Source organism: Pantoea sp. BJFS-204 (genome assembly GCF_049310725.1).
GTDB classification, from domain to species: domain Bacteria; phylum Pseudomonadota; class Gammaproteobacteria; order Enterobacterales; family Enterobacteriaceae; genus Pantoea; species Pantoea agglomerans.
Map to the genome: position 1 here is coordinate 191,075 of NZ_JBMOWE010000001.1, position 12,768 is coordinate 203,842.

At 56.8% G+C, this 12,768-nt stretch carries 10 protein-coding genes; 4 read left to right on the plus strand and 6 right to left on the minus strand.

The annotated features are described in order from the left end of the window. Positions 1–129: 129 nt before the first annotated feature. Positions 130–1,818: a nitrate/nitrite two-component system sensor histidine kinase NarQ gene (narQ, locus tag ACO6VX_RS00870; protein WP_029519734.1), complete on the minus strand. Its 1,689-nt coding sequence runs from the start codon at positions 1,816–1,818 to the stop codon at positions 130–132. Between the two features lie 254 nt (positions 1,819–2,072). On the opposite strand from narQ, the gene ACO6VX_RS00875 reads away from it, so the two are divergent. The 4 genes from ACO6VX_RS00875 (at position 2,073) to ACO6VX_RS00890 (ending at position 6,104) form a co-directional block, all read left to right on the plus strand. After that, a complete protein-coding gene (locus ACO6VX_RS00875) occupies positions 2,073–2,345 on the plus strand; it encodes a DUF1471 domain-containing protein (RefSeq protein WP_010671356.1) in 273 nt (90 codons plus the stop codon). A 278-nt stretch (positions 2,346–2,623) separates the two neighbouring features. Continuing rightward, the gene (ansP, locus tag ACO6VX_RS00880; RefSeq protein ID WP_010259970.1) at positions 2,624–4,120 is read left to right on the plus strand and encodes an L-asparagine permease; all 1,497 of its coding nucleotides are present in this window, start codon (positions 2,624–2,626) and stop codon (positions 4,118–4,120) included. Between the two features lie 142 nt (positions 4,121–4,262). Beyond that, positions 4,263–4,841, plus strand: a complete 579-nt coding sequence (gene nudK / locus ACO6VX_RS00885) for a GDP-mannose pyrophosphatase NudK (protein WP_422457435.1) — start codon at positions 4,263–4,265, stop codon at positions 4,839–4,841. A 189-nt stretch (positions 4,842–5,030) separates the two neighbouring features. Beyond that, complete coding sequence (locus ACO6VX_RS00890) at positions 5,031–6,104, plus strand: DUF1176 domain-containing protein (RefSeq protein ID WP_010259965.1); 1,074 nt, start codon at positions 5,031–5,033, stop codon at positions 6,102–6,104. Here ACO6VX_RS00890 and ampH read toward each other — a convergent pair. From ampH to amiA, 5 genes are all read right to left on the minus strand, one after another. Continuing rightward, the gene (gene ampH / locus ACO6VX_RS00895; RefSeq protein WP_033772869.1) at positions 6,101–7,264 is read right to left on the minus strand and encodes a D-alanyl-D-alanine-carboxypeptidase/endopeptidase AmpH; all 1,164 of its coding nucleotides are present in this window, start codon (positions 7,262–7,264) and stop codon (positions 6,101–6,103) included. The two genes, ACO6VX_RS00890 and ampH, sit on opposite strands and share 4 nt — an antisense overlap. Positions 7,265–7,520: 256 nt before the next feature. Beyond that, on the minus strand, positions 7,521–9,521 hold the full coding sequence (gene tkt / locus ACO6VX_RS00900; RefSeq protein ID WP_010259958.1) for a transketolase: 2,001 nt from the start codon (positions 9,519–9,521) through the stop codon (positions 7,521–7,523). A 57-nt stretch (positions 9,522–9,578) separates the two neighbouring features. Next, a complete protein-coding gene (gene tal / locus ACO6VX_RS00905) occupies positions 9,579–10,529 on the minus strand; it encodes a transaldolase (protein WP_010259954.1) in 951 nt (316 codons plus the stop codon). Between the two features lie 345 nt (positions 10,530–10,874). Beyond that, a complete protein-coding gene (gene hemF / locus ACO6VX_RS00910) occupies positions 10,875–11,789 on the minus strand; it encodes an oxygen-dependent coproporphyrinogen oxidase (RefSeq protein WP_010671360.1) in 915 nt (304 codons plus the stop codon). Positions 11,790–11,889: 100 nt separating this feature from the next. Continuing rightward, complete coding sequence (gene amiA, locus ACO6VX_RS00915) at positions 11,890–12,738, minus strand: N-acetylmuramoyl-L-alanine amidase AmiA (RefSeq protein WP_010259947.1); 849 nt, start codon at positions 12,736–12,738, stop codon at positions 11,890–11,892. Between the last annotated feature and the right edge of the window lie 30 nt (positions 12,739–12,768).

Sequence of the window (12,768 nt, forward strand, 5' to 3'; positions counted from 1 at the left end):
CGTTGCATTGGTTTCAGACTGCGGCAGATCAGACGGTATTGTTCAGGGACAACACCCTGTTCTGTATCGAATAGTCCGCGGTCGCAAACCGATAGATTATTTTAATAAATTAAGACCCGCTCTGGCCTGCTATTCCAGCGGGCGCGCCGGTTGCGGTGGAAAGCGCAACTCCACCCTGGTACCCCGTGGCTGTGCGTGGAGGGTCAGATGGCCGCTCAGGCGCTGAGCGCGCTCCGCCATAATAGTCAGGCCGTAATGGCCCGGCGGTTCGTCAGTGCTGTTCATCCCCACGCCATCATCCGTAATCGTCAGTAAGTGCTCACCTTTTTCACTGTGCTGATAATCCACCCGGATAACCTGCGCACTGGCGTGACGAATCGCATTCAGCAGCGCCTCACGGACGATCTGCAACACGTGCACCTGCTGTTGTGCTTCCAGACTCTGCAGGCCGGTCTGATAGTTAAAGTGTATCTCTGCGCTGCTCTTCTCCTGCAGCGAGGCGATCATCGCCTGCATGGCCGCCACCAGATCCGCCTGCTCAATGGTCAGACGGAAGGTGGTCAGCAGCTCGCGCAGCTGACGATAGGCCTCGGCCAGCGCCTGATCGAAGTCCGCGATAATGGTATGGGCGGCACTATCGTCTTTATCAACGGCGCGGCGCAGCAGGGTCAGCTGAATGCGTAAAAACGAGAGCGATTGCGCCAGCGAGTCATGTAATTCCCGGGCAATGGTCGTGCGCTCTTCAATCAGCAGCATCTGCTGATACTGCTGCTGTGCCTGCCAGATCCAGATAGCCCGTCCCAGCATCGCCGCCAGGCTGCGCATCAGTTCATCCGGAGGCGAGGCACCAGCTGTCTGCCAGCGCAGCTCGCCAATCTGCTGCTCGTCCTGCTGTAACGGCAGACGTTGCCACTGACCGGCTGCCTGATCATCACCGGCGCGAAACTGAAACTGGTCGCTGTCGAGCCGGATCGCCGTCAGTTTCTCGCGCGTCAGTACATTGGTTAACACGGCTTCAAACAGTGCCGGATGCAGCGGGCTGGCGGTCAGCATTTGTGAGCTGTCATAGAGTAGCGACAGCGTGCGATTCGCCTGGGTTAAATCTTCTGTTTTGGCGCGCACCGTGCTTTCCAGCAGCTGGTAGTGCGAATGCAGCCGTGCCGCCATGCCGCTGAAGGCATGCGACAGCACCCGCAGTTCATTCTGCTGCTCAACGTGCAGCGGCGGAAAAGCAAAGTTGCCGCTCTCAACATAGCGACTGGCGGTGACAAGCGCATTAAGCGGGCGCACCACCTGCAGTCGGGTAAAGCGAATCGTCATCAGTGCCAGCGCCACAATCGCAATGACCCCCACCAGGCTGCTGGCGGCCACCAGATGCATTTTCAACTCGGTATAGCGTTGCAGACCCAGCACAAAGCGATCGATTTCACCGACGTAGATCGGCACCTGCTGCTGATAAGCCACGGTATCGCCCTGTTGCAACTGTTGCTGCAGCGAGGGCCAGGCGGCACGCAGCCGTTGATAGCGAACACTTACTTCACGGGGTACCCAGGGCCGATCAAGTTTCTGCAGCACCGGGGCATCCAGCGTTTGCTGATAGCGCGCCAGATGATGAGCCAGATTTTGCGGCTGCCGGCTGGCATCCCAGGCCATGCGATAGCTCTGCATGCGCAGTGAACCCGCCAGATTGATCGCCTCCGCGTCGCGCTGGCTGCTCAGGAGCGTGACTAATGCCAGACCGGTGGTGAGCAGCGACAGCAGGACAATGGCGCTGAGCGCCTGAGCGATGCTTTGAGTTACGGAACGTTTAACAATCACATGAATGGCCCTGTTGAGAGTGCGGGAATTATAAGAGCGCATTAACGTAACGCAAATGATCCATTCCCTGTTTATCGCACAGGACGTTACACATCGCACATAAAATGACCGCAACTGACAGTTCCCAGGACGTGCTGCTGTTCAACGCTTAAAAAAGGAACAGGTTTACATCGTCCCGATGTTGCTTTTCATTGCAGCGCTAATAATTCATCCAGTCATCAACTCAACCCCGATCACAGATTAAGGAGCATCCAATGAAAAAGCTGAATGCTGTCCTGGCGGGCGCATTACTGGCTACCGCCTCATTTGCCACTTTCGCCGCCGCGCCGGTCGATCAGTCGCAGGCGCAGAGTATGCAGAGCATCGGTAGCGTTTCGGTTTCCGGTGTTCGCGGCTCGCTGGACGATGCGAATCGCCAGCTGTCGCAAAAAGCGGAAGAGATGGGCGCCAGCCATTACCGCGTTATCGGTGTCGATAACCCAGGCGACTCCAGCCTGTGGAGCGGCACCGCAGAGATTTATCGCTAACCCAACCCTCCTGTTTCCATCCCTGTAGCTTTTACCGGCCTGAAAATGGCCGGTTTTTTTGTTTTTGTGCATCAGGATGGATTCTTACAAATCAGCCTGTGCATCTGCCCGGTATATTTTGCTTCGTTCTTGCAGAACGGGTAGGATTCATCGCCGTAAATTCCCGCGCTGCCTGGCACTCACTCACAGGCAAACGCACAGAGGAAAATACCCCATTTCACAGGGCATTACGCCTGAAATGGGGGCGACGACTGATAGTCAGGACAAACAGGAATGCTATGAAATCTAAAAACAAAACCCCAGGCGAGATGCGCGCTGCGAAACGACGCTGGCTCAACTCTCATGACGCCGGCTACCAGAAGGCGATGGGTAACCGTCACGTACAGATGATTGCGATCGGCGGTGCCATCGGTACCGGTTTGTTCCTGGGCGCAGGTGGCCGTTTGCAGGCTGCTGGCCCCGCCTTAGCCATCATCTATCTGGTGTGTGGCATCTTCTCCTTCTTTATTCTGCGTGCGCTGGGCGAACTGGTGTTACACCGTCCCAGCAGCGGCAGCTTCGTCTCCTACGCCCGTGAATTCCTGGGTGAGAAAGCCTCCTACGTGGCGGGCTGGATGTACTTCGTCAACTGGGCAATGACCGGCATCGTCGATATCACCGCCGTCGCGCTCTACATGCACTACTGGGGCGCATTTGGTGATGTGCCACAGTGGGTGTTCGCCCTGGGCGCGCTGGCGATTGTCGGCACCATGAACATGATCGGCGTAAAGTGGTTTGCCGAGATGGAGTTCTGGTTCGCGCTGGTGAAAGTGCTGGCGATTGTGATCTTCCTGGTGGTGGGCGTGGTGTTCCTTGGCACCGGCAAACCGCTGGATGGCAACAGCACCGGCTTCCATCTGATCACCGATAACGGTGGCATGTTCCCGCACGGCTTACTGCCTGCGCTGGTGCTGATTCAGGGTGTGGTGTTCGCCTTTGCCTCTATCGAACTGGTAGGTACGGCGGCGGGAGAATGTAAAGACCCGAAAACCATGCTGCCGAAAGCGATCAACAGCGTGATCTGGCGTATCGGCCTGTTCTACGTTGGCTCCGTGGTCCTGCTGGTGCTGCTGCTGCCGTGGAACGCCTATCAGGCGGGTCAGAGTCCGTTTGTTACCTTCTTCTCGAAGCTGGGCGTGCCTTACGTTGGCAGCATCATGAATATCGTGGTGCTGAGTGCGGCGCTCTCCAGCCTGAACTCGGGCCTCTACTCAACCGGGCGTATTCTGCGCTCCATGTCGATGGGTGGCTCTGCACCGAAATTCATGTCTAAGATGAACGGTCAGCAGGTGCCTTATGCCGGTATTCTGGTGACCATCGCCGTCTATGTGATTGGTGTGGTGCTTAACTACTATGTGCCTTCTCAGGTGTTTGAGATCGTCCTGAACGTCGCCTCGCTGGGGATTATCTCCTCCTGGGCCTTTATCGTGGTTTGTCAGCTGCGTCTGCGCAAAGCGATTAAAGAGGGCAAGGCGGATGATGTCAGCTTCAAGCTGCCAGGCGCGCCGTTTACCTCATGGCTGACGCTGCTGTTCCTGTTCAGCGTACTGGTGCTGATGGCGTTTGACTACCCGAACGGGACTTACACCATCGCCTCCATTCCGCTGATCGCGGTATTGCTGGTGCTGGGATGGTTTGGCGTGCGTAAACGTGTTCACGCCATAGCTGAGACCGAACAGGATCATCACGAAGAGGAGCCTCAGCCGACCCGACTGGCTGACGACACCTCGCGCTGATAAGCGCTGCAGCAATCAGGCCAGCCTTCGGGCTGGCTTTTTTTTGGCGTAAACCGCCTCATTCACCGCGAGAATTAAGATAGTTTTCCCGCAAGCTTGCCCCTATGATGAAAGGCTCCCTTTATGCGGTAGCGGAGTCCTCATGTCGTTTAAGATCAACATCATCAAAGATAAGCTCCTGTCCGAAAACTGGTTTGTGCTGCGTAACTACACCTATGAGATTACCGATCGTCGTGGCGAGGTTATCCGCCATAAACGCGAAGTCTACGATCGTGGAAACGGGGCGACCATCCTGCTCTATAACCGCGAAAAGAACAGCGTGGTCCTGACGCGCCAGTTCCGTATCGCCACTTACGTCAACGGTAACGAGGGCGGCATGTTAATTGAAGCCTGTGCCGGCTTGCTGGACGACGACTCTCCGGAAGATTGCATTCGCAAAGAGGCGATTGAAGAGACCGGTTATGCGGTGGGCGAGGTGGAGAAACTCTATTCCTGCTATATGTCGCCGGGCGGCGTCACTGAATTGATCCACTTTTTCGCGGCGGAATATAATGAATCGCTGCGCGACAATGCGGGCGGCGGCGTTGAAGATGAGTCGATCGACGTGCTGGAACTGCCTTTCCCTGATGCACTGGCAATGGTCGCCGATGGCCGCATTCGCGACGGCAAAACCGTCATGCTGTTGCAGCATGCGCAGATTGCTGGCTGGCTGATACCATAAAAAATCATGCAGTTAGCCTGTTGCAGCGTGACGGCGTTGAGCGTGGAAAGTGAAACATCATCCACTTTTCATGCACGCTTTTTAAGCAGTTAACTGCGCTTTTTGCACAGGTTCACAGAATGGGAACCCTGGCAGGCCCGTTGATGCGCTATCCTCTCCACTCTGGGTATTCGGGGATCGATTTTCTTAATGTCGTATTGGATGAAATCGCTGTGGCTGTTGCCGTCTCTGTGGGTTGCCTGTGTTCAGGCGGAACCGTTGCAAAAGTCATTCAACGACTGGCAAATCACCTGCAACAATGAAGCCTTTTGCGTGGCGCGCAATATTCCGGGCGACAAAGGGTTAGTGATGACGATTTCGCGGCATGCGGGCGTCAACGATCGCCCCTTGCTGCGAATCGACTACGGCAGTGCCTACAGTGGCGCGCTGCCTGGCGGTTCGCTTCAGGATAACCTGCTACTGGATCAGCGCCGTCTGAAACCCGACCTCAAACACTGGACGGTTGAACCGCATCATCTCGCCACCAGCAATGCCATCGCAATTGATGAGTTTCTTGATCTGGTGATGGAGGCGAAAACCCTTCAGCTCACTTTCGATCCAAATGCGCTGATCTCCCTGCGCGGTATGAAGGCCGCGCTGTTGCTGATGGATGACACCCAGGGGCGGGTCAACAGCATGAGCGCATGGGTCAAACGTGGCGATCGCGCCAGCTGGGATGTTCCACCACCGCCTGCGCTGCCGCCACTGCCGCCTGCTGTCGAGCCACCCGCGGCATTGACGCGCGATGAGACCAGCGGATTAATTGATTACGGCACCTGGCGGGTCAATACCGACTCCTGCTCACTCGATCCACTGCGCCGTGAAGTCAGCGTGGCGCCACTCACCGATCAGCGCGCGCTGCTGCTGGTGAGTTGTGAAATGGGGGCTTATAACGTGATCGATCTGGCGTTTGAAGTGACGCGCAGCCAGCCGTATGTCGCGCGCGGCATCACCTTAACTCTGCCGTTTACCCCACCAGGTGCCAGTGATCGACAGCTTGAGCTGATTAACGCCGAATATGATGCGGCCAGCGGCCAGCTCTACACCTTTGGTAAAGGACGTGGATTGGGTGACTGCGGCAGTGCCACACGCTGGCAGTTTGATGGCACGCGTTTTGTGTTAGCGGAGTATGCGGAGGAGTCGACCTGTGATGCCTGGCACAGCAGTGATGACTGGCCAACCCTGTGGGTCAGCCAGTCTGACGGTGGCGTACAGCAGCGTTAACGAATCGCCTGCACCATCATCGGTGAGCCAAGCTGATTACCGACCAGTTCGGCCAGCATATTATTCACGCCGTCGCTCATTGGCGTAAAGCGGGTCAGCGGCGAGCGTGTCACCACCACAAATACCCCTACGTTATGCTGCGGCACCATCGCCATATAGGTGATGAAACCGCCGCCGCCGCCGGTTTTCTGAATAATGCCAGGGCGACCATTTTTCGGCCCCATAAAGACCCAGCCCATCCCCAGCGCATCCGCTTTGCCTGGCACATCCATGCCTTCTACTTTGCTCAGCTGATCGCGACGATAGATCAGCGTTTGCAGTCGATCGATCTGCGGCGTGCGGTGGTTAACCGAAGAGTTAAGGAACTGCTGCATCCAGCGGCCCATATCATCCGGCGTTGAGTAAACGCCGCCGCTGCCAATCGCCGCCAGGGTGTTATTGCACGGACTGGCCCCTTTTTCCGCGACCATCAGGCGTCCGCACTGCTCAGGCGACGGCGTAAACGTCGTGTCCTTCATGCCGAGCGGGCGGGTAATCAGCTGCTGAAACAGCGCCGGATAGGGTTTGCCGGTGGCGCGCGACAGCGCATCACCCAGCAGATCGTAGCCCAGGTTGGAGTAGGCGGCACTGCTGCCCGGTGCTGCTTTGAGGTTAGCGCGTGACAGCCACGCCCAGCGTTCACCACGGGTCGGCCAGACAAATACCGGACGCTGCGCTTTGCCGCCTGGCTGTTCGCGCGGCAGTCCGCTGGTGTGGGTCGAGAGGTTGATCAGGCGAATGGGCTGACCATTGTAGGTGGGCACGCGTGAACCCGGCGGCGCATATTTACTCAGGGGATCGTCGAGGCGAATCTGTCCGCGCTCAGCCAGCTTCACCATCACTTCACTGGTCATCAGCTTACTCAGCGAGGCGATGCGAATCAGCGAATCTTTCTGCGGACGGATATTGTTGCCGGGACGGGTTTCACCAAAGCTGGCGAACACCCGCTGATTGCCATCAATCGCCACCAGTGCCATGCCGGTTGCACCGCTGCCGTAAAAGATATGTTCCGCGTAGCGATCAACAATCTGAGAGGCCAGCAGTGGATCGGGCGCGACCTGCGCCATGCTTTTTAATGGAAGCAGTGAAACCATCAGGGCCAGTAAATAGGGTGTGCGCATGTTCAACGGAAGTGGCTTCGCTATAAAATCGGAGGAAATCTGCCTTCACTCATCGGGATGCATCAGGACAGAACCGCGTTATCCCGGCAGAACAACAGCAGGAACAGACGGACAGCCAGCGCACAGGCAGCATTAAGTATGACGGCTCTATAGTAATGAGTTTGCGCAGGGCGGGAAGAGGGGAATGGAGTTTTTTTTATGTATCAGGCTATAAGTGGAAATGGCCCTTCCCGGTGAGCCGGGAAGGGCATAAGCATTAAACTGGCTTGAGTAATGCTTCAGCGTGGCTGACGATATTCTCAACCGTGAAGCCAAACTCCGGGAACAGCTGACTGGCCGGGGCGGATTCACCAAAGGTGGTCATACCGACAATCGCACCGTCCAGACCGACATACTTGAACCAGTAGTCAGCAATACCCGCTTCTACCGCCACACGCGCTTTCACGCCGCTCGGCAGTACGGATTCGCGGTAAGCGGCATCCTGCGCATCAAACAGGTCAGTAGAAGGTAGTGAAACCACCCGAACCTTGTGACCGCCTGAAGTGAGCTTATCCGCTGCACCCAGGGTGATCTCAATCTCTGAACCGGTTGCGATCAGAATCACTTCTGGTGTGCCGTCGCAATCCTTCAGCACGTAGCCGCCGCGTTTGATGTTTTCGATCTGCTCCGGGGTACGTTCCGGCTGCAGCAGATTCTGACGCGAAAGGATCAGCGCAGTCGGGCCGTGATGACGTTCGACGGCGGCTTTCCACGCTACAGCCGTTTCGACCTGATCGCACGGACGCCATACGCTCATATTTGGCGTCAGACGCAGGCTGGCGATCTGCTCTACCGGCTGGTGCGTCGGGCCATCTTCGCCCAGACCGATGGAGTCATGGGTGTAGACCAGAATCTGTCGTGCCTTCATCAGCGCAGCCATACGCGCGGCGTTACGCGCATATTCGACAAACATCAGGAAGGTTGCGGTGTAGGGAACGAAACCGCCATGGTGCGCGATACCGTTACCAATCGCCGTCATACCAAATTCACGCACGCCGTAGTGAATATAGTTACCGGCCGGATCCTCTTTGATCGATTTAGAACCAGACCAGATGGTGAGGTTACTCGGTGCCAGGTCAGCAGAACCGCCGAGGAACTCCGGCAGCATTTTGCCGTAGGCTTCCAGCGAGTTTTGTGACGCTTTACGGCTGGCGATTTTCTGCGGGTTAGCCTGCAACTCCTGAATGAACCGGGTCGCTTCGGTTTCCCAGTTGGCGGGCATTTCGCCATTCATCCGGCGCTCATACTCTTTCGCCAGCTCTGGATGGGCTTCTTTGTAAGCCGCAAATTTTGCATCCCAGGCTTTTTCACGTTCAGCACCCGCCGCTTTGGCATCCCACTGCTGGTAGATTTCAGCCGGGATCTCAAACGCCGGATAGTTCCAGCCGAGCTGTTTGCGGGTCAGGGCAACTTCTGCCTCACCCAGCGCCGCGCCGTGCGACTCCTCTTTACCGGCTTTGTTCGGCGAACCGAAACCGATAATGGTGCGGCAGATAATCAGTGAAGGCTTATCGGTGACACTCTGCGCTTCTTTGATCGCCTCACGAATGGCATCAGCGTCATGGCCGTCGATATCGCCAATCACATGCCAGTTGTAGGACTCAAAACGTTTATGGGTGTCGTCAGTAAACCAGCCTTCGGTCTCGCCATCGATCGAGATACCGTTATGGTCATAGAAGCCGATCAGTTTGCCGAGACCCAGGGTCCCCGCCAGTGAACAGACTTCGTGCGAGATGCCTTCCATCAGACAGCCATCGCCCATAAACACATAGGTGTGGTGATCGACAATCTCATGATCCGGACGGTTAAACTGCGCGGCCAGCGTGCGTTCTGCAATGGCTAAGCCCACGGCGTTAGCCAGTCCCTGACCCAGCGGGCCGGTGGTGGTTTCAACGCCTGGGGTGTAGCCGATTTCCGGGTGACCTGGCGTTTTAGAGTGCAGCTGACGGAAATTTTTCAATTCTTCAATCGGCAGGTCATAACCGCTCAGGTGCAGCAGGCTATAAAGCAGCATCGAGCCGTGGCCGTTGGAGAGGATAAAGCGGTCGCGATCAAGCCAGGCGGGGTTGGTCGGATTATGCTGGAGGAAGTCGCGCCACAACACTTCGGCGATATCGGCCATTCCCATTGGCGCACCGGGGTGGCCTGAATTTGCCTTCTGTACCGCATCCATGCTCAGTGCACGAATCGCGTTTGCCAACTCTCTGCGTGAGGACATAAAGTTCTCCCTTGTTATGCATCAGGGCGGGAAAGTCCCGCCCGACTAAAATAAAGACTACAGGCGTGCGGCGAGCACATCTTCCAGCTTCTGCTGGTCAACCGCGAACTGGCGGATGCCGTCAGAGAGTTTTTCAACTGCCATCGGATCCTGATTATGTTCCCAACGGAACTCCGCCTCGGAGAGCGGCGACGGCTGGTGGAAACCTTCAGTTGAAGGCTCCAGTTTGCGCTCAAGCGGCGCATCACTGTTCTGCAACTCTTCCAGCAGGTTAGGTGACAGGGTCAGGCGGTCGCAGCCTGCCAGCGCGATAATCTGCTCCACTTTACGGAAGCTGGCGCCCATGATGATGGTGCTGTAACGATGCTTTTTGTAGTAATCGTAGATGCGACGCACGGATTTCACGCCCGGATCTTCATCTGCCACGTAGGGGTCCATGGGTTTGCGCGAGTTATACCAGTCGTAGATGCGTCCAACGAACGGGGAGATCAGGAACACGCCCGCTTCGGCACAGGCACGCGCCTGAGCAAAGGAGAAGAGCAGTGTCAGGTTGCACTGAATGCCGTTTTTCTCCAGCTCTTCCGCTGCGCGGATGCCTTCCCAGGTCGAGGCCAGCTTAATCAGTACGCGTGAGCGATCGATACCGTGCTCTTCATACATCCGAATCAGTTTTTCTGCTTTGGTCACACACATGCCACGATCGAAGGAGAGGCGCGCATCCACTTCGGTCGAAACACGGCCCGGTATGCTTTTCAGGATTTCCATACCAAGGTTGATCGCCACTTTGTCGCTGGCGTTGATAATCTGCGTCTCTTTGCTGCCGCCCTGTTTTTTGGCGTACTCAATCGCGTCATCCATCAGGTGCTTATACCCTTCGAGACCGGACGCTTTCAGAATGAGTGAGGGGTTGGTGGTGGCGTCTTCCGGATGGTAATTACGAATCGATTCGATATCACCACTGTCCGCCACCACGGTGGTGAACTGTTTTAGGGCTTCTAGCTGGTTCATCTCTAAACTCCTTGAAAAGAAAAATGAAAGCGAACAGGGGGCACCTCAGGCCTCGCAGCCGGTCTGTGGCATGTTCTGCTACCGGGAACGCGAACCCATAACATTGCAACAGAGAGTTTCTGATGAAAATGCGGTTTCTCTGATTGTTGCGCTGCGAGGCGGTGCGAAGGAGCCGTCATGCGGTGTTAACCGTGGGGTGCGCCATATTCCATCCTTAAGCATAGCAGTCAGGAGGAATGACGCAGGCCACACTGTAGCAATCCGTGCCCTGTGAAAGGGGACGTGTCGGGAAGGAGGAGGGAAGCGCAGCGCGGGTTGAGGCCCGCACTGCCGCAGCAGACGTGATCAGACTGGCAGATTCAGCCAGTTCTTCACCGGCAGGAAATCGCGATAGAGGGCGGCTTCAGGTGAGTCGGCATCGGGCTGATAATCATATTCCCAGCGCACCAGCGGGGGCATCGACATCAGGATCGACTCAGTGCGACCGCCGGTCTGCAGACCAAACAGCGTGCCGCGGTCCCACACCAGATTAAACTCCACATAGCGACCACGGCGATAGAGCTGGAACTGACGCTCACGATCGCCCCACGGGTGATCTTTACGGCGCGCCACAATCGGCCGATAGGCATCCATAAAGCCGCGGCCAACCGCCTGCATAAAGCTGAAGCTCTGCTCAAAGTCGGGCGTATTGAGATCGTCAAAAAACAGGCCGCCAATGCCGCGCTGCTCATCACGATGCTTCAGATAGAAATAGTCATCACACCACTTTTTATAGCGCGGATAGACATCCTCGCCAAAAGGCTGGCAGAGGTCAGCGGCGGTCTGGTGCCAGTGCAGCGCATCTTCTTCGAAGCCATAAAAAGGGGTCAGGTCAAATCCGCCACCAAACCACCAGACCGGATCGGCACCCGGTTTCTCCGCGATAAAAAAGCGCACGTTGGCGTGGCTGGTAGGTACATAGGGATTGTTCGGGTGGATCACCAGCGACACGCCCATCGCTTCAAAGCTGCGACCCGCCAGCTCCGGCCGGTGTGCAGTGGCGGATGCCGGCATCTGATCGCCATGCACGTGCGAAAAGTTGACGCCCGCCTGCTCAAACACCGCGCCGTTGCGCAGCACGCGGCTCTGACCGCCGCCGCCGCCAGGACGCTGCCAGCTATCTTCAGCAAACGCTGCGCCGCCATCTTCAGCCGCCAGCTGGTTACAAATCTCATCCTGCAATGCGAGCAGGAACGCTTTTACGCGGGAAATATCAGCCATTTTTTCGCTTATGGTTTGTCAAAGTCTGACGCGATTATACGCAAAACCGCGCCGCTTGCATGAGTGCGGCGAGTCGCACGGCCTGAACCGGCGACACGCATCAGGCGTTGCGCCGATCAAACTCATCAAAGTAATTGACGATGCCGCTGGCAATAGCCGAGGCGATTTTCTGGCGAAACGCGGTGGTGCCGAGCAGCTGCTCTTCACGCGGATTAGTAATAAAGGAGGTCTCGACCAGCACCGAGGGGATCGACGGTGACTTGAGTACCGCAAAGGCAGCCTGCTCGGTGTGCTGGCTGTGAAGATGATGAACCGGGCGGATCTGATCCAGTACATGCTTGCCCAGCGTCAGGCTGTTTTTGATGGTGTCTGTCTGCACCAGATCGAACAGGATCTGCTGCAGATAGTGATCCTGCTGCTGCGCTTTCACGCCACCCAGCTTATCCGCATCGTTCTCCCGCTGTGACAGATAACGCGCCATCGAGCTGCTGGCACCGCGATTAGAGAGCGCAAACACCGAGGCACCGCTGGCATCGGGACTGGTAAAACCGTCGGCATGAATCGACATAAAGAGATCGGCGCCGTGCTGGTGGGCAATCTCCACCCGCTGATAGAGCGGAATAAAGTGGTCGCTGTCGCGGGTCAGACGCACTTCTATGCGCGGATGGCTCTGTAACTGACGCTGCACGTTGCCGGCAATCTCCAGCACGATGTGTTTCTCTTCGGAACCCTCTTCGCCAACGGCACCAGAGTCGATGCCGCCGTGACCGGGGTCGATCATCACGATACGTTTACCGTTCTTTGCGGGCGGGGCAGGGCGCGAGTGACGATTTGCACCGGTAAGGGCTGACTGCTCTTTAGCCTGAACCGCGCGCGGCGATAGAATGGCCAGAGCCAGCCCGGAAAGCAGTAACTGACGGCGATGAATCAAACGTTTAAGCAGGTGCATGTGCGGGTCCGGTAACAGGAATCTTGCCGG

What these genes read in the sequence shown, in the direction of transcription:
- ACO6VX_RS00875 (WP_010671356.1), top strand. Translation starts at nt 2,073, where the DNA reads ATGAAAAAGCTGAATGCTGTCCTGGCGGGCGCATTACTGGCTACCGCC.
- ansP (WP_010259970.1), top strand. Translation starts at nt 2,624, where the DNA reads ATGAAATCTAAAAACAAAACCCCAGGCGAGATGCGCGCTGCGAAACGA.
- nudK (WP_422457435.1), top strand. Translation starts at nt 4,263, where the DNA reads ATGTCGTTTAAGATCAACATCATCAAAGATAAGCTCCTGTCCGAAAAC.
- ACO6VX_RS00890 (WP_010259965.1), top strand. Translation starts at nt 5,031, where the DNA reads ATGTCGTATTGGATGAAATCGCTGTGGCTGTTGCCGTCTCTGTGGGTT.
- ampH (WP_033772869.1), bottom strand. Translation starts at nt 7,264, where the DNA reads ATGCGCACACCCTATTTACTGGCCCTGATGGTTTCACTGCTTCCATTA.
- tkt (WP_010259958.1), bottom strand. Translation starts at nt 9,521, where the DNA reads ATGTCCTCACGCAGAGAGTTGGCAAACGCGATTCGTGCACTGAGCATG.
- tal (WP_010259954.1), bottom strand. Translation starts at nt 10,529, where the DNA reads ATGAACCAGCTAGAAGCCCTAAAACAGTTCACCACCGTGGTGGCGGAC.
- hemF (WP_010671360.1), bottom strand. Translation starts at nt 11,789, where the DNA reads ATGGCTGATATTTCCCGCGTAAAAGCGTTCCTGCTCGCATTGCAGGAT.
- amiA (WP_010259947.1), bottom strand. Translation starts at nt 12,738, where the DNA reads ATGCACCTGCTTAAACGTTTGATTCATCGCCGTCAGTTACTGCTTTCC.